This is a genomic window from Ignavibacteriales bacterium (genome assembly GCA_016709155.1).
Classification (GTDB): Bacteria; Bacteroidota; Ignavibacteria; order Ignavibacteriales; family Ignavibacteriaceae; genus JADJEI01.
Genome location: JADJEI010000013.1, coordinates 972,853 through 990,011 on the forward strand (window position 1 = coordinate 972,853; position 17,159 = coordinate 990,011).

A 17,159-nucleotide genomic window follows, 5' to 3' on the forward strand; every position below is an offset into this window, starting at 1 on the left:
CTGCGAATTTGATTACGGAACGATGTTTTTGTGTACGATACGGCGTACAGAGGAATATTAATAGTATCAAATAATATTATTCTGAACAGATAAGACTTAATGAAAAATTGTTAACAAACCTCCGATGGCATTGCCATCGGAAGTTTCTGAGAATGGACACTTTACTTCAGAAGCATTAATTTCTTAGAAGCAGTAAAATCATTTGATTTGATTGTGTAGATATAAACTCCGCTAGCAAAGTTGCTTGCGTTGAAAGTTATTTCGTAAGTGCCTGCGGGTCTTGTTTCTTTGAGGAGTTGCTTTACTTCTCTGCCGAGTATATCGTAAACTGTTAGCTCAACATTTCCTGATTGAGGAAGATCGAACTTGATTGATGTAGTTGGGTTGAAGGGGTTGGGGTAATTCTGATAGAGAAAATATTGTTCGGGAATTATTTTTTCTTCTTCGGGTTTTTGATAACCGAACTTTCCTTTTAACAGGTTGTTTACTTTGCTTAAATAATCTGCCGTACCCTTAACAAGTATTCTGTTGTTTGTCCCTTTGCCAAGTTGAGTAGTATCTGATCCTGCAATCATTGAAGTTGTTAGTGCATCTATTTCTGCAAAGAGTGCTGCGTCTGTATTGGGCTGCGAATTCATTATTTCTTCAAAGTAGTTTATTGCACTTTGATAGTCTTGTTCGTTAACAAAACAGAGAGCAGAGAGTTGTGAAAGTGTTTTACTAAGTAGTGTATCTGTTACTGTTGCTAATCTCTGTTGATAAAGTTCTCTTAATGCTGAAAACTGAGTGCTGTCGCCGGATAATCTTGTAAGCATATACACAGCAGAGTAAGCATAAATACTTTTTGGATCATCGGGATAATCAGTAATTATCTGTTCATAAACTGTTTTTGCCTGTTCGGTTTGTGCAGTGACATAGTACTGATCTGCTTGTGCGTAAAGTGCATCTATTCCTGCCAGCGTGCCAACATCAACTCCCGATGAGTAGAGTGTGTCAATAACATCCCCGGTTGATGATTGAGTTACCAGCATTTGACCGCCTGATTGAGGGAGTATGCAAGGCTCTATTAAGTAAGGCTGATATTGAACGGTAAGATTACCGAACCTTCCGCTTGGATCAAAATTAATTGTACTCCAGTAATTGGTATCTGCTTTTATTGTGGAGACAGGAATCAGTGGAATTGAATTCATCAAAAGCAATGTTGTTACAAGATTCTGATTTTGAATTCTATCATCCATTATTTGGTTACATCCGTCTCCAAGTTTTATAAAACCATCGTTAATAAATATTTCTGAACCGTCATCGTTAAGAAGAGTAGTAGCTTCGTAACCACCATTTTCATAAATAAGATTGTAACCTGAAAGCGGAAAAATATTTGGAGGATTACCGGCTAATGCACCTCTGAGATCAGGCTGTGAATTTATGCTGATATAAATCCCATTTATCAGGTTATCTGTAATGGTATTACCCCCGGTTTTAGGAGATGAATTCGCAATGGATAACCCAATAGTATGCCCGCTTATTGTGTTAGCTCTTATTTGCCCGCCAGAACTTGACATTAGTATTCCCGGCATACTTTCCAATGTGGAGTTAATTTGATTGCCAATGATATTTGTGTTTGAAGTGAATTCGATAAATATTCCCAGATCCGAATTGGTAATTGTGTTTGATTGTACCGTAATTTTATTGTTGTTTGTTACAACAATGCCTGTAGATGAATTTGTGATTATGCAGTTCTTTACTTTTGAATCAATAACCGGATTACCATTTATGTTTATAGCAGTTCCACAATTATCAAATGTTGAGTTGTTTATATTCAAATTTTGAAATGCGGGTTGAATCTCAGGCATTAGAACACTTAATCCAATGCTGCTGTTTTTTACTATACAGTTAGAAAGAGTGAAGTCACTTCCCAAATTAACCTGAATACCAGAACCTTCTATTGTTAACTCCTGATCATTAAAATCAAGAGTAAGCTTTTGTGAGGATGTTCCTTTTACAGTAGCCAGTCCATCTATTATCAGTCTTTTGCCGGAAGAAAAGATTATCTCTCCACCATCAATAGTTTTAATAGAGCCGCCGTCTTTTACTGTTATGTCTGCATTGGAATTGTATATTCCGGTTACTGTTAAAGTAGCGCCGTTCTCTATTATCATATCGTCATTTAATGTCCAACCCCCACCAACAGTTTCGTTGTAGCGAAGTCTTCCGCCGTAAAGTACAACGGGTGCTACTTGAAAGAGATAGCCTTCGCCGGCGGGGATAAGTTTACTATACATAAGAGAATTAGAAACGTTGAATGTTGTATCTACTCCACCCTCAACATTTCTGAAGCGCCAATTGGTATAGCCTGACAATACATTATCATAGTTAATGTACATCGTACAAGTCCTTTCGTCCACTAAATCTGTTAGTTCATTTAAAAGGAGGAAATGTCTATTATCGGGATTAGTTTTACCTTCTAAAAATCCTGTATGATAAAACACATTTTGTGAGGATGTCATTATAGATAGATAATCTTTTGTATGTATTATTCCGTTTTCTCCAGCACTAACCAATAAATTAAAATAGTTCCCTGTATAATCTAAGTTCATAAGTGTTAAGCCAAGCGTCCCATTTATCCGTGGTGATAGATCATCTTTAATATAATCGTAAAGTTCAGTAGGGTTAGAATTCTCATCAAGGATCGCATCGAAAAAAACTTGATTATCCGGATCGCAGGTAATATCTACCGTATTAGACCAATTTGGAAGATAATGCCAAAACATTATACCTTTAGCTCCGTGGGCAAGTGCGAGCATAACGGAAGCATTGAGTTCCAAAGGAGAGGGTCTTCTCCATCTACAATCAATAATACCGTCAATTTTTTCTGAGAATGTCTGCCCTACGTACCAAAAATCAGGTTGTGCCTGCCAGGCAAATTGGAATGATGATCTTAAGCCTTCCAAGGTTTCACTTGTTTCATATCCAACCTGAAATGGATATTTATCTATCATTAGCTGTTTTGTTTTACTTACGTTAACAAATCTTTTCAGATGTTCATCACCGTTTAAATAGCCCCGCCAATGAGGATAAATCTCTGTGATTGTCGGACTCCCACCCACACTGCTGACTAATGAATCTACTATTCTCATTGGTATGTATGTATCTATTGAATTTGGCTCATCATTCACATACCAGTATTTTAGGTTCTGAATATCGGAATGAGTAATAGAATAGGTTTTTATGTTCTGAATAGTTTGTTCAGTAATTATTGGATCTCCTGTCATAAAACCATTTTTCCAAACCAAATTATCATAAACCTCGACGTAGTCAGTATAAAGTTTGCCGATTCCAAACCAATCTAATTTGAATTCTACTCCCTGAAGTATGTAGTCATCATAAAATATTGTATCACCCTGCTGAATATTTTCCTCTGGAAATTTACCTGTGGCATTTGGCAGGTATCCATCGGGTAGGTGGTATGTTAATGGAAATGTATAAAATGAATTCGTTGGAAAATCCGATACTTTTAAGGTTCTTTCTACAAGCGGGATTGTCACGTAATCTTCTTCGAGTCCGTAAGTCCACTTATAGGTATAAGTAACTTTTAATCTGCATACTGATGAAGTATCAAGATTTTGAGAAGTGTTAACAAACGCTAAACGATAGGCCGCAGTGTAGTCTATTTTATTCCTATCCCAATTATAATCATAATTCTTGTCTTGATGATAATTTGGACCCCAAAGAACATCATTTACCTGAAAATCTATTCCATCATCAGTTACCCAGCAATCTGCACCCAGATATTCTTCAACGTGCCCATATAAGTAGTTAGAACCATTATGGCTATGCTTAAAACCTGTTTCCAGAAAAAAGAATGTGTCTCTTTCAGCCTCCCACTTATTATAATACCCTTTTGAATAATAAGATATGTAATCTTGCGGGCTGTTTTCTTTAACGCCCATCAAGTTGACAGATAAGTTTTGAGTTAAATCATTTATACCATCGACGATATAGTTCATCCCTGCTTGCTGAAGCAAATCTATCTCCTGCTGATTCTCTATGTGCGAAAAGACCCCAAATGGGAACTCAGATGATGATGGTGCTTCTTGAGCAAATAATATTTTACTCGAAATAAAAAAGAACAAAACTGAAAGAAACAAGAATTGTATTGCTCGTTTCATTTTATACCTCCTGATTAATTGTTGATTTATTATTTATTATTCCAATTCCGCTTTTGCGGGATGGGTGTTTCCATTTTTTAATTGTTTCATTGTTCAATTGTTAAATTGCTTTATTGTTCAATTGTTAATTTTTAATTCTTCATTTTTAATTTTTAATTATTCATTCTTAATTACTTCAAGTATATCATCTTTTTCATATCAGTAAACACTGGAATATTATTTTCGCTTCGAACCATTATCTGGTAAATGTAAATTCCTGATGAAAGATCCGAATTATTCGGAACGGTCGGGAGACCGTTCCCTACAAAATCTACTTCGTAGAAACCTGCCTCCTGTGTTTGATTGACTAATACCGAAATAAGCTCTCCTTTGATATCATAAACATAAAGCTTTACGTATCCTCTTTGTTTCAACCTGTAACTTATCTTTGTCGTTGGATTAAATGGGTTGGGGTAATTCTGGTAAAGTTGGTAGTCGGAAATCGTTTGTTGGTGGTCGGTAGTGGAAGTAAGTATAAATCCAACTTCTTCACTTGGCTCTGATTCATTGTCTTGATTGTCAACTGCTGTTACTTTGTAATAAATCCTTTCAACATAATCAGGAAGTATGTCAATCAAGTTTGCGACAGGAGTTGAGAGAAAAAGATTTGTCGAATCAATCTGAAAGTCTTTTGTCGTATCGCGATAAACATTGTAGTGATTAAAGTCAGCTTCTGTGTTCTTATTCCAGGTAATTCCAACAGTTAAGCTGTCGAGCGTTGCGTTTAAGTTCACGGGAGATCGTGGGGCTAAATCAAAGTAAGAATAGCTTTCACCAAAGGGACCACCGTATAGACCGATGTCACTTCTTGATCCATCTTTGTCAAGAATGTTCGGATCACCTGCATCAATTAAAGGAGAGAACTTCTGAAGATGAAAATCAAGATCACCTTTGGTTGAATCTTCATTTACTATCATTGGATCAACAGATAGGTTTGTGCTGTCGGGAGTAAAGCCACTGTAATTGACGTCATTATTCCAGGAATTATTGTAATGTGCATTTATACCTTGCCCTCCCGAATTAATTATACCATTATTAGAATTAATTACAGAATTATTTATTAATTGTATTAAATGGCTATCATCTCCTGTAAAGACAAAACCATTTCCCAATTCACCAAATACCTTATTATTATGAGTCTGATGAGGGACACCGGTGTTTATAAAGCCATCAGAATTAGGGAAGGATTGATTTGCTATCACAATATTATTAAATACTTTAGCTGTATCTGTATAACTTCCCTGATATCCTTTAGCATAATCTCCTTTTAAAACAATTGTATTGTTTGTTATGGTTGGCTTGCTGCCAAAGGCAATGAAAATGCCATCACCAGCAGATTCAATAATATTTGAGTCAATGGTAGGAGTATAACTTATATCAAATGCTTCGATGTGTACTCCAGAACCAAAATCAGTATTAGTATTTATAATATTTCCAGCCACCAACGAATTTGAATTAAAAATATTTATGCCTCTTGTTCTAATATCATTTAAAATATTTTTATATACAGTATGATTTGAATTTGATATGTATATAGCTTGCGATGCATTAGTTACATTATTTAATGTTATTAGACTATTATTCCCGCTTCCTGAGATCCCAATGGTGTTAATATTATTTTGAACAAAAACATTGAATTCTTTTAGGAGACAATTCTCTACGACCTGAATTGCTATACCAGTAATTTCAAAATCAATCATACAGCTATCCATACCTGCGCCGATAAGGCTCAAGCCGGGAATCATCACTACCTGCTCTTTGTAAGTGCCGTTGGCAACGTAAATGGTGTCGCCAAAGACGGAAATGTTAATGCACTCCATAATGCTATCGGCGGCGGTCTCCCAGCTTGTGTAGGGTGGGGTGCTGCTGCCGGTGGGGCTAACGTACCTGACGGTACTAATTAACAATGAAGAATTAAGAACTAAGAATGAAAGCAGGAGAGGAAGGAATATTTTTGGTTTCATAGAAACACCTGAGATTTTTGTTTTTAATTTAAGGAAGTTATTAGAGAAAAGACAGGGTGGGAGATGCGGGGGTTTAGATTTTAGCTTGAATTTGAATTGCTACATTAAATATTCCTTTGTCATCAATTTTAAATTTTTATGCAAAGAATATCTGAAAGGTTAGCTGCAGATTTACAGGTATAACTCAAATGCATTTATATTTCGATAAGCAAGGACAGAAAAAAAGGAGAAGAAATTACTTCTTCTCCTCAATTTTTTTATCGTCAGTTGAAGCTGTTTTTATTTCATCTTCAACATCTTTCAAACCTTTTTTGAATTCTTTTAGTCCTTTGCCAAGTCCCTGAGCTAATTCAGGAATCTTTGTAGCGCCAAAAAGAAGTAGAATTGCAAATATGATTACGAGCAATTCCCAAACCGTTTAAACCACCAAGCATAATTACCTCAATTTAAAATAAATTTATTTATTGATTGAAAAAGAAAGTTACCATCGGTTTTGCCGAGCACAGGATCAGAACATCTTTCGGGGTGGGGCATCATTCCAAGTACATTTCCCTTATCATTTATGATTCCCGCAATATTCGAAAGTGAACCATTAGGATTTGCTTCATCAGTGATACTGCCATCAGCATTTGAATATTTGAAAACAATCTGATTGTTTTTTTCAAGACGTGTTAATGTTTCCTCATCTGTGAAATAATTCCCTTCGCCGTGTGCAATTGGAACCTTGATGACTTTCTGATTTTCAAATAACTTTGTGAAAACAGTGTTACTATTTTCAATGGAAAGATAAACATCTTTGCAGACAAATTGAAGTGATTTATTTTTCAACATAACTCCGGGTAATAGTCCTGCTTCGAGTAAAATTTGAAAGCCATTACAAATACCGAGAACGATCCCGCCCTTTTCAGCAAATTCAATTACGGAGTTCATAATTGGAGAAAACCTTGCGATAGAGCCAGTGCGAAGATAATCACCGTAAGAAAATCCACCCGGCAAAATAACTACATCAGAATTTTTCAAATCTGTTTGTTTGTGCCAGAGAAAATTAACGCTAAATCCATTTATGTTTTTTAATACGTGGTATGCATCGTGGTCGCAATTTGAACCGGGGAAAACAACTACACCGAATTTATTACTCATGAAAATTTCTCAAGTGTAAATTCGTAATCTTCCATTATCAGGTTTGCGAGGAGTTTTCTACAGTATTCATCAACTTCTGATCTTGCTGAAGATTCATCAACCGTATCAACAGTAAACTCAATAAACTTTCCAATGCGGGTATCTTTAATATTACTCAGTCCCAAATGTTGAGCACCTTTTTCAACTGCTTTACCTTGAGGATCTAAAATGGAGGGGCGGCGCTTGATAATAACTTTTGCTTTGAACACTTAAAAATTCCTTATTTTTTTTTTCTGAACCAGTTAAACACGTGGCGAAAAATACCAAATAGAATAACGAAAACAAAGATGAAGAACAATCCTTTGTAGTTTGTATAAGCCAGCAGAAAAATAAATAAAATGATAAATAAAAAATGAAATGGTTTTTGTTTCAATGACTGCAATGAAATTTTTGGGATTGTATCATATTTAATTCTGCTTACCATTAAAAGGGAGAGGGAAATTACCATTGGTATAATAAAAATTGAAATATCCGGATCGCTGATAACTTCATAAAATGCGAGTATAAATAATGCGATTGTAATTCCTGAAGACGGTATTGGTAATCCTGTAAAATGAGTTTTCGAAAAGCCAATAAGCTGAACATTGAACCTTGCCAGCCGAAATCCTCCGGCTATCAATAATAATGAACTTAACATTACTCCCACAACTTCAAATTGATTGAGGTAAACCGAATAGATTAAAAAGCCGGGGGCAGCGCCAAAACTTATAACGTCAGAAAGTGAATCAAGTTCAACACCAAGTTCACTGCTGGAATTGGTTACTCTCGCGGCGAAGCCATCAAGGGCATCGAAGATTGCGGCAATAATAATAAGCCAAGCGGCGTAGAAATAATTATGCTCGGAAGAATTAATCATAGATAAATATCCGCAGAACATATTCATTGCAGTAAATAGATTTGGAATTACAGAGCGAGTGATTAAAGGCTTATTCATTTTCATTTTCGCTTGAAGAGAATAGTCTCTCCAGCTAAAACATTTTCGCCAAGTTTAGCAACTATATTAAAATTATCCGGCACAATAATATCAACGCGGCTGCCGAATTTTATCATACCAAATCTTTTTCCGATAGTAACGCTATCACCAATATTTAGATCTGTTACAATTCTTCGTGCGACAAAACCGGCAACCTGAGTAAAAAAAACTTTTCCAAAATTACTTTTAATACCGATTTCCATTCGCTCATTTTCCTGTGAAGCTTTATCGTCAAATGCTTTTATAAATTTTCCTTCGTGATATTTTAAATATTCGACTTCACCTGAAATTGGAATCCGGTTTACATGAACATTAAGCGGCGACATAAAAATCGAAATTTGTTTTCCTCTGGAAAGTAAGTAGTTATTTTCTTCAACTTCCTTAATTACTATTATTTTTCCATCCGCCGGAGAAATAATGATGCTGTCATCTTTCGGCGTGATTCGTTCGGGGTCGCGGAAAAAGTTTAATGTAAAAACCATAAGCAGTAAAGGGAAGATGATAAGAAAATACTTTAAAGCTTGATTACTCGCATAGAAACTAAAACAAATCATAACAAAAGAAACGAAAGCAACAATACCAATTGTAGAATAACCGTATTTAGTAAACATGCTGTTCAATTTTTTAAAAGATTAATAAGAAAATCGGAATACTTTTTCACGTCTGAAGGAGTGCTCAATTTATAAGGGTCAGGCAATTTTAAAGTTTTGTCTGAAGAAATCACTTTCAAACTTTGAGGGGAGAAATCTTCAACAAGAAAAAATTTATCGCTGTTTTTTCCGAAGACGCAGGAAAGTTCGGATAGGATTAAATTTCTTCTTTCAAAAAAAGATCTGAGAACGGCATTTATTTTCGAGCATATCCTTGTCATCAATCTTAAATCTTCAATTGAACATAAATCGAACGAAACGATATGACTTTCAGTTATGATCGAATCTTTATTTTCGCCGTAGTGATATTCAAAGATGGGCAGGTTTAAAATTTCACCTTCTTTGTGGTTGAAAATTTTTGCTGTTCTTTTATCTAAAGTATTTAAAATCTTTATGGAAAAAGGAATCCTACTGTGCTTCAAATTTAAAATAGAATTTGCTGAATGAAGTTTAACAAAGGCAGTTGGGATATGGAACTCCTTCAGGTAATCAAGAAAAAAAACGTTCAATTGTGCTGACTTCTGACCAAAATCTTTAGGTTTAATTTCTTTACCCAAAGAATTAATGAACAAATCCGGAAACTCTTTTAAAGCGTAGGCTTGTTCATCGAAGATTATGTTTGTCTGTCTTGCTTCGATAGTAAACTCCTTTAATTAAATAACGGGCGTGAAATTAGGAAATTTAAATGTATAAAGTCAAACTGATATATTATATTGCTTCAAAAAAACGAATATTTATTAAATTATTTTTTCGGAGGAATTGATGAAAGGCGGCATGCAAGGAATGCTCAAACAAGTGCAGAAAATGCAGGAAGAAATGCAGCGAGTTCAAGCTGAATTAGCAAATAAAACAGTATCAGCGGAAGCAGGCGGCGGAATAATTAAAGCCGTTGCCAACGGTCATAAAGAAATAATTAGCATTGAAATAGACGCTCAGGTTATAAAACCGGATGAAAAAGAAATCTTAGAAGACCTTGTTGTTGCGGCAGTAAATAAGGCACTAAATTCAGCATCAAAATTAGCTGAGGAGGAAATGTCCAAAGTTACAAAAGGTATGATTCCCCCCGGTTTAAATATTCCAGGACTTTAAATTGTTGATTGCTCAACCTCTTCAAACTGCTATTGATGAATTAAGCAAGCTGCCCGGTATCGGAAAGAAAACTGCACAGCGGCTTGCTCTTCATATTTTGAAAAGTGACAGCGCAAATTTTGAGAGCTTGGTTCGTTCGCTTACTGATTTAAAATCGAGACTAAGATTTTGTGAAAGATGTTTCAATCTTTCTGAACATGAATTGTGCGACATCTGTACAAGTCCGAAGCGCGATAAGCATTCAATCTGTGTGGTTGAGGAGGCAAGTGATGTAATTGCTATTGAAAAGTCCCACGAGTTCAGCGGAAGTTACCATGTTTTGGGGGGTGTACTTTCACCGCTTGCGGGGATAAATCCAGATTCATTAAAAATTAAAGAATTGATCGCAAGATTCAAGAGCGAAGAAATTTCGGAAGTCATTTTAGCGCTAAATCCAGATACTGAGGGGGAGGCAACTTCGCTGTATCTTGCAAGAATAATTAAACCGCTCGGAATAAAAGTGACAAGAATCGCCCGGGGATTACCTATCGGCGGTAATCTTGAGTTTGCAGATGAAGCTACGATTGGAAGAGCGATGCTTAACAGGATTGATGTATAAATTATAATTCCTAATTATACTGCGTCATTTATGATATTAATTTTGACTTAATATTTTATCGGCATCTTGTTATTATTACATTGAAATGAAAACGACTTTTAAAATATTCTTTGTCTTTCCAATTCTATTCATGGGCTGCGATATATTTACTACCCGTGATGCAGAAATCCCTTTACTTCCTCGAGATTCATTCCAAACTGCGGTTACTCCCGAAATTCTAATTGAGAATTTTGTTAATTCTTTAAGAGATAAAAATCCTGATAATTATGTGGTTTGTTTTGCGGATTCTTCATTCAGCACTATTCCATTTTTATTTTCACCATCAAGCGAAGCACTTTCGCAATTTCCTGATCTGCTTAATGATTGGACGGTTAAAAATGAGCGTCAGTATTTTATAAATATCGCAAACAAAATTACTGCAGATCAACCAATGACATTGGTTTTAGATCAAGTCAATCAAAGCTTGCAGGGCGATAGTGTTTTTTATGAAGCAAGTTATGCATTAAATGTTCCGCATACTGATCAATTTCCTGTTAATTATGCAGGAGTTTTAAGGTTTAATATCAAACGGGATTCAAGAGCTGTATATGTGATTTCATTTTGGCAGGATATAAAAAATGGAGAATTACCGACGTGGAGTGAATTGAAAGGGAGGTATTATTAAAATCTTTTTCAGTTCTATCTTGCTTGTTTTCATGCTTGAAAGCTGTACAAATCCTTTTGCCCCAACCCTTGATTTTTCAGATCAATCTTCGGGCACAGGGCTTTCTGATCAAAAAACAATTGACGGTGTATTCCAGAATTTTCAATACGCTTATACTTTTAAAGACACATTGATTTACGGGCAGCTAATCAGTAATGATTTTCTATTTACCTATCGGGATTATGAACAGAGTTTTGATGTTACCTGGGGCAGGGATGAGGATATAAAAACAACATTCGGATTATTTCAGAACTCCCAACGGCTCGATCTAATATGGAATGAAATTGTTCTTAGTACGATTGACAGTCTCTCAGCAAATGTAGTCAGAAGTTTTAACCTGACAATTACTTTTAACCCAACTGACGTTGTAAGACTTGATGGACGCGTTAATCTATCGCTTAAAAAAAATGTTGCCGATGAGAAATGGCAAATAAATAATTGGATAGACGAATCAAATTTTTAACTTAGCAGTATGCTTTCATTTTATTTAAAAGAATCTGTAAAAATAATTGGGCGTGCAGTTCCTTCTTTTTTACTTTCGCTTACTTCAATATTTATTGCTGTATTGCTGATAAGTATTTCATTAATCTCTATTGAGCTTTCAGATGCATTACAGAACAAAATTAAGTCAAGTTTCGGGCTGGAAATATTTTTAAAAGAAAATCTTACCGATAATGATTTCAGTATTATTCAGGAAGAAATTAACGGTGCACCGTTTTTCTCTTCAGTTGCATTTATATCAAAAGACAAGGCAGCCGAAATTTTTGTTAAAGAGACAGGCGAAGACTTTGCAAGAATCTTAGATTACAATCCACTTCCCGCATCCTTTAGTGTTAAATTAAAACCGGAGTATTTAGCCTCTGATTCACTTAAGATGATTACTGCTTCTCTGCAATCTCTCAATGGTATTGATGAAGTAGTTTATAAAGAGGAATACCTAAATCAGATCATTTCAACAATCGAGAGATTTAAATTTTACATTTTGATAGCCGCGATTATACTAATTCTGGTTTCGATATATCTGGTTTACTCTACCGTAAGTGCAGTCTTAAAAGTAAAAGCCGATGATTTTGAGACAATGAAATTGGTAGGGGCAAAAATCTCGACAATAAAAATACCCATCATTCTTAATGCGATTTTGATTGGTTTATTCTCCAGTATTTTAGCCTCGGGTGTGATACTATATCTTCTTAAATTTATCGAGAGAATTTCTGCAAACTCTTTTGAATTAATTAATTTAGAAATTGTCTATATCCTTTTTGCTCTTTTCATTGGTCCGGCATTGGGATTTGCAGTTAGTATTTTTGCGGTAAGAAATATCTCCCTCAAAATTTGATGTGTAAGGCAATTTTTGTAATTTTAATTCTTAGTTAGAAACTTTCTAAAAAGGTTATGAAAAATATTACACTTTTCTTTTTGTTGATGTTAGGCATTGGCTTCGTATCAACTTATGCTCAGCAGAGCGATGTTCAAATCGGCGGAAGTCTTGGACAATACAGACAAAATCAAGGCGCCTTGTTCGATTATTCGGACCCCGAAGCTGTTAATATAAAAGTTGCAGTTTGGGGTTTTGTAAAATACCCAGGCAAATACATTATTCCATCTTACAGCAGTTTGACAGATTTACTTTCTTATGCAGGCGGTCCGAGTGATGATTCACATCTGGATGAATTGAAATTAATCAGAACTTTGCCTGATTCGACACAAACTGTGATTGAGTTAAAATACGATGATATATTATGGACCGAGGAAACTAAAAGCATTTCCAAAACTCCTGAAATTTTTGCAGGAGATATTTTGGTAATTCCGGGCGAACCAAGACTCTATTTTAAGGATTACCTCTCGATTTCACTTTCAATCTTTTCAGCTATTGTTTCTCTTGCGATCTTAATTATTAATATTTCAAATTAGCCGGGGCTGCCAATTGAATAACATGACCAATTTTATTAAAGAAGAAGAATCAAACTCTTTAAAAGATTATCTGAATCTGATAAGAAATAATATTGTACCAATTTCATTGATCGTACTAACCAGTTTAGTTGTTTCTATTATTTATGCAATAGGCGCCAAAGATATTTACACTTCAGTTGCTTCATTAAAGATATCCAAACCCCAGGGCAGTATTCTCGAATCTCCCATCTTGCCGGAATTTAGTGATTATGGCAGCGATAGATTTATTGCAAATGAAATTGAGATTCTAAAATCCTACACTACACGACAAAAAGTAGCTGAAGCGCTGATGGACAGTTTTACTGTGTTTAATTCTGCCGAAAAATTTTATCTATTACTACATCATGAATTTGATTCAAAAGAGGATCAGCACCTTTTGCAATCAACTGACGATATTATATCTTTGCTTGCAAATGTTGTGACGATCGAACAAAAAAGGGGGTTGGATATAGTTGACATTACAGTTGAATCACCTTCTGCATTTGAAGCTGCCCTTATTGCTAATAGTTATTCTTCAATTTATAAAAGTTTGAATCTTGAAATCAATCGAAATCAATTAACTCTGGTTAAAGAATTTTTGCAGCAGCAAAAAAATGAAAAGCAATTGGAATTAAATCAAGCCGAAGAATTGCTGCAGTCATTTCAGGAGAAGGGCGGTATAATTGCGCTGGATGAACAAGCCTCTGTTCTGATAAATCAAATTTCACAATTTGAAGCACAAAAAAATGCTGCCGAAATTGACATCCAATCAACTGAAAAAGTTTTGAAAAATTTAAAAGAAGCGCTTGTAAAACAAGATCCTAAAATGGCTGAATATCTTGAGAGCCTCTCGACTGAAAGTCTATTCAAAGCAATGCAGGATCAATTGGCAAAGTATCAGCTCAATCGTGATATGGCTTTAACCGATAAAAATATTAATTCCGAGAACTCTCCGGTAATAAAAGAATATGACAGAAAAATTAAGGAGCTTCAGGAAAAGATTAATGAAAAATTGAAAGTAATTAAAGCTGGAATATTTGCCAGCAGTCCCGATGAAGTAAAGCAAATCTCTCAAAAAATTCTCGAAGCAGAAGTTAAAACTCAGTCATTAAAAGCTTCGATGAATGTTCTGGATACAATACTTAAAAACTATGACACAAAATTCAACCAGTTACCTAAAACTTCTATAGAGTTCGCAAGACTTCAAAGAAACAGAGAGTCACTGGAAAAACTTTATGTCCTTGTCGAAGAAAGATATCAGGAGGCTTTAATAAACGAACAATCTCAACCGGGCAATGTGCTTATGATTGATTCGGCAAGAAAAAACGAACACCCTTCGAAACCAAACAGACTTCTAATTGTTTTAGTTGGTTTAGTACTTGGTGTTGGAATTGCATTCGCATATATTTTTGTCAGAAATTATTTTGACAATACAGTTAAGACCCCGGATGATATGCAGAATAGAAACATCAATGTTCTTTCCTGGATACCACAGATTGAAGGAGTTGGATTAAATGGAGCGAAAGAGCTGGAATTTATTGTAGCTAAAAAACCGGACTCAATTCCGAGTGAAGCATTTAGAGCGATGCGTACCAGAATTCAATTCTCAAAAATTGAAAAAGATTCTTTAAAAACTATTCTAATTACATCCTCTGCTCCCCGTGAAGGTAAGACAACGATTGCTGTAAATCTTGCAGGAAGCTATGCACAGTCAAACAAGAAAACATTATTATTAGATTGTGATTTGCGTAAGCCGAGAGTCCATTCAATATTTGCGGCTCAGAGATATCCGGGCTTAATTGATTATCTTTTTGAACAGGTGAAGTTAGAAGAAATAATTCGACCAACTGGAATGAGTAATCTTAGTTTTATTTCAGCCGGCACCATACCTCCGAATCCTGCCGAAATGCTTGATTCACAACAGATGAAAGACTTCTTGAAATTGATGAAAAATCAATTTGATATTATTATTGTTGATAGTCCTCCAATTATTGCTGTAACTGATTCGGAAATTCTTTCGACTATTACTGACGGCTCAATCTTAGTTGTATCTGCAGATGCTACTGAAATAGATTTATTGGAAAAATCTGTTCAGCTTATTAAGAATAGCGGGTCTTCGTTCTTAGGAACTGTACTTAATAATTTTAGTTATAAAAGTGGATACGGATCTTACTACAAATATTATTATTATTACTCCCGAACACATGGAGAAATTAAACCTCCTGCAAAAGTGTAAAAGACAATTAAATATTCATCCAATTGAAAAACTATTTCATAAAATTATTTTTATTATATCTTTTTATAAGTCTCGGAAAAGTTTATTGCCAAAAAATTCCAGATTATAATGAGAGAAATATATTCTCCAGAATAGATTCCACTTATGCTTCCTCATTTATTAATAGTAATTATAATTCAGAAGCTACAGAAGGAATAACCGACCCTGATGGATATATGGTTGGTGCAGGGGATGTGCTTCTGATTTCAATCTCAGGAGTTGCAGAATTGAATTTGTCGCAAGCAATTGATAAAGAAGGGAATTTTTACGTCCCCAATGTGGGAGGGGTTAGCCTTCAAAATCTAAGTTTGTCTGAAGCAAAATTAAAAATAATTGCAGCTATCGAAAAGTATTACAAAAACGTTGATATTTTTATCTCGCTCGCTGGTTTCAGAAAAATAAAAGTGACTTTGATCGGTGATGTTGTAAAACCATTGACTCAAGTCGTTCCATCAAATTCAAGACTAAGTGATATTATATTAAATTCTCAGGGTTTAAATCCAACAGCAGATTTGCGAAATATTATTATTCGCTCAAACGATTTGGTTGAAAAAAAATGTGACTTCCTATCATTCTTAAGATTTGGTGATAAAACTTATAATCCATATTTACGCTAGGGTGATGCCGTAATAATTAATAAAATAGACCGCGTTATTCAGATAAGCGGAGAAGTTGCCTATCCAGCTATTTACGAATTTGTTGAAGGGCAAACGACTGACCAGTTGATAAATCTTGCAGGTGGATTTTTAAGTGAAGCAAAAAAAGATACGATTGAATTAATACGGTTTACTGAGGATGGGAAAAGCCAGAGTAGTAGTTACTACTCGTATGATGAAATTATGAGTGGTAATATCCCACTAAAAAACAAAGATCATTTAATTGTTAGAAAAATTCCCGAATATTTGATTGATAAATATGTTCATATTATGGGTTACGTAAAGTATCCGGGTTGGTATAAAATTATAGAAGATCAAACAACTCTGACAGAAATCATTCAGGAGGCAGGTGGCTTTTTAAAAGACGCCTCCTTAACCGAAGCTAAACTCATTCGAGTCGAAGATAAGTCCCTCCCCGATCCTGAATTTGAACGATTAAAATTAATGTTAGTTGCAGATATGACTGAAGACGAATACGATTATTTTAAGTCCAGATCAAGACAGCGGGGGGGTGACGTTGTCTTAGATTTTGAAAAGTTGTTTGTAAAGAAAGACTTGAGGGAAAATATTTTTCTTAAAAGAAATGATGAGATAACAATTCCCATTTCCAAAAATTATGTGATACTCCTTGGACAGGTTGTAAATCCGGGCAATGTTGTTTATAGTCCAAATTTTTCTGTCCAGGATTATATCAATGCTGCTGGAGGATTTGCCTGGCGCGCGCTTGAAAATCGGGTTAGAGTAGTTAAAGTTAAAACCGGCGAATGGATAGATGCCGATGATATTGATCAATTAGACCCCGGCGATACAATCTGGATTCCGGAAGATCCACCCGGTCCAAAATTCTGGGATGTATTTACAACTTCGTTACAAGTGTTGGGACAAATAGCCGCTGTTATAGCCGCTACTGTCGCAGTTATTATAGCTACGAGATAAAT

17 protein-coding genes are annotated in these 17,159 nt (G+C 35.2%); 9 read left to right on the top strand and 8 right to left on the bottom strand.

Annotation, left to right across the window (positions count from 1 at the left end; genetic code table 11):
* Positions 1–161 precede the first annotated feature (161 nt).
* From IPH11_17930 to IPH11_17965, 8 genes are all read right to left on the bottom strand, one after another.
* Positions 162–4,166, bottom strand: coding sequence for a T9SS type A sorting domain-containing protein (locus IPH11_17930; GenBank protein MBK6915448.1), 4,005 nt, complete (start codon positions 4,164–4,166; stop codon positions 162–164).
* Positions 4,167–4,336: 170 nt separating this feature from the next.
* A complete protein-coding gene (locus tag IPH11_17935) occupies positions 4,337–6,169 on the bottom strand; it encodes a right-handed parallel beta-helix repeat-containing protein (protein ID MBK6915449.1) in 1,833 nt (610 codons plus the stop codon).
* A 235-nt stretch (positions 6,170–6,404) separates the two neighbouring features.
* Positions 6,405–6,575, bottom strand: a complete 171-nt coding sequence (locus IPH11_17940; GenBank protein ID MBK6915450.1) for a twin-arginine translocase TatA/TatE family subunit — start codon at positions 6,573–6,575, stop codon at positions 6,405–6,407.
* A gap of 35 nt (positions 6,576–6,610) precedes the next feature.
* Positions 6,611–7,309: a phosphoribosylformylglycinamidine synthase subunit PurQ gene (gene purQ / locus IPH11_17945; GenBank protein ID MBK6915451.1), complete on the bottom strand. Its 699-nt coding sequence runs from the start codon at positions 7,307–7,309 to the stop codon at positions 6,611–6,613.
* A complete protein-coding gene (gene purS / locus IPH11_17950; GenBank protein MBK6915452.1) occupies positions 7,306–7,557 on the bottom strand; it encodes a phosphoribosylformylglycinamidine synthase subunit PurS in 252 nt (83 codons plus the stop codon). Before purS ends, purQ begins: the two co-directional genes overlap by 4 nt.
* An 11-nt stretch (positions 7,558–7,568) precedes the next feature.
* Entirely contained in the window at positions 7,569–8,282 is a 714-nt protein-coding gene (gene pssA / locus IPH11_17955; GenBank protein MBK6915453.1) for a CDP-diacylglycerol--serine O-phosphatidyltransferase, read from the bottom strand.
* 2 nt (positions 8,283–8,284) lie between these two features.
* Positions 8,285–8,932, bottom strand: coding sequence for a phosphatidylserine decarboxylase family protein (locus IPH11_17960; GenBank protein ID MBK6915454.1), 648 nt, complete (start codon positions 8,930–8,932; stop codon positions 8,285–8,287).
* Positions 8,933–8,937: 5 nt separating this feature from the next.
* Complete coding sequence (locus tag IPH11_17965) at positions 8,938–9,528, bottom strand: hypothetical protein (protein ID MBK6915455.1); 591 nt, start codon at positions 9,526–9,528, stop codon at positions 8,938–8,940.
* Positions 9,529–9,733: 205 nt separating this feature from the next.
* Between IPH11_17965 and IPH11_17970 the strand changes: the two genes are divergently transcribed.
* From IPH11_17970 to IPH11_18010, 9 genes are all read left to right on the top strand, one after another.
* Positions 9,734–10,060 carry a YbaB/EbfC family nucleoid-associated protein gene (locus IPH11_17970; protein ID MBK6915456.1) on the top strand — a complete coding sequence of 109 codons (327 nt, stop codon included), beginning with the start codon at positions 9,734–9,736 and terminating at the stop codon, positions 10,058–10,060.
* A gap of 1 nt (position 10,061) precedes the next feature.
* The gene (gene recR / locus IPH11_17975; GenBank protein ID MBK6915457.1) at positions 10,062–10,658 is read left to right on the top strand and encodes a recombination protein RecR; all 597 of its coding nucleotides are present in this window, start codon (positions 10,062–10,064) and stop codon (positions 10,656–10,658) included.
* 85 nt (positions 10,659–10,743) lie between these two features.
* Positions 10,744–11,322 (top strand): hypothetical protein, encoded by a 579-nt coding sequence (locus tag IPH11_17980; protein MBK6915458.1) that lies wholly within the window; start codon positions 10,744–10,746, stop codon positions 11,320–11,322.
* Between the two features lie 31 nt (positions 11,323–11,353).
* Positions 11,354–11,824, top strand: coding sequence for a hypothetical protein (locus IPH11_17985; GenBank protein ID MBK6915459.1), 471 nt, complete (start codon positions 11,354–11,356; stop codon positions 11,822–11,824).
* Positions 11,825–11,833: 9 nt separating this feature from the next.
* Positions 11,834–12,697, top strand: a complete 864-nt coding sequence (locus IPH11_17990; protein MBK6915460.1) for a hypothetical protein — start codon at positions 11,834–11,836, stop codon at positions 12,695–12,697.
* 56 nt (positions 12,698–12,753) lie between these two features.
* Positions 12,754–13,272 carry an SLBB domain-containing protein gene (locus IPH11_17995; GenBank protein MBK6915461.1) on the top strand — a complete coding sequence of 173 codons (519 nt, stop codon included), beginning with the start codon at positions 12,754–12,756 and terminating at the stop codon, positions 13,270–13,272.
* Positions 13,273–13,285: 13 nt separating this feature from the next.
* Positions 13,286–15,526: a polysaccharide biosynthesis tyrosine autokinase gene (locus tag IPH11_18000; GenBank protein ID MBK6915462.1), complete on the top strand. Its 2,241-nt coding sequence runs from the start codon at positions 13,286–13,288 to the stop codon at positions 15,524–15,526.
* Positions 15,527–15,549: 23 nt separating this feature from the next.
* Entirely contained in the window at positions 15,550–16,182 is a 633-nt protein-coding gene (locus tag IPH11_18005; protein ID MBK6915463.1) for a polysaccharide biosynthesis/export family protein, read from the top strand.
* 105 nt (positions 16,183–16,287) lie between these two features.
* Entirely contained in the window at positions 16,288–17,157 is an 870-nt protein-coding gene (locus tag IPH11_18010; protein ID MBK6915464.1) for an SLBB domain-containing protein, read from the top strand.
* Positions 17,158–17,159: the final 2 nt, after the last annotated feature.

Coding starts and splice junctions, on each gene's coding strand:
- IPH11_17960 (MBK6915454.1), bottom strand. CDS start 8,932: ATGTTTACTAAATACGGTTATTCTACAATTGGTATTGTTGCTTTCGTT.
- IPH11_17980 (MBK6915458.1), top strand. CDS start 10,744: ATGAAAACGACTTTTAAAATATTCTTTGTCTTTCCAATTCTATTCATG.
- IPH11_17935 (MBK6915449.1), bottom strand. CDS start 6,169: ATGAAACCAAAAATATTCCTTCCTCTCCTGCTTTCATTCTTAGTTCTT.
- IPH11_17985 (MBK6915459.1), top strand. CDS start 11,354: ATGCTTGAAAGCTGTACAAATCCTTTTGCCCCAACCCTTGATTTTTCA.
- purQ (MBK6915451.1), bottom strand. CDS start 7,309: ATGAGTAATAAATTCGGTGTAGTTGTTTTCCCCGGTTCAAATTGCGAC.
- IPH11_17970 (MBK6915456.1), top strand. CDS start 9,734: ATGAAAGGCGGCATGCAAGGAATGCTCAAACAAGTGCAGAAAATGCAG.
- IPH11_17995 (MBK6915461.1), top strand. CDS start 12,754: ATGAAAAATATTACACTTTTCTTTTTGTTGATGTTAGGCATTGGCTTC.
- pssA (MBK6915453.1), bottom strand. CDS start 8,282: ATGAATAAGCCTTTAATCACTCGCTCTGTAATTCCAAATCTATTTACT.
- IPH11_17990 (MBK6915460.1), top strand. CDS start 11,834: ATGCTTTCATTTTATTTAAAAGAATCTGTAAAAATAATTGGGCGTGCA.
- IPH11_17930 (MBK6915448.1), bottom strand. CDS start 4,166: ATGAAACGAGCAATACAATTCTTGTTTCTTTCAGTTTTGTTCTTTTTT.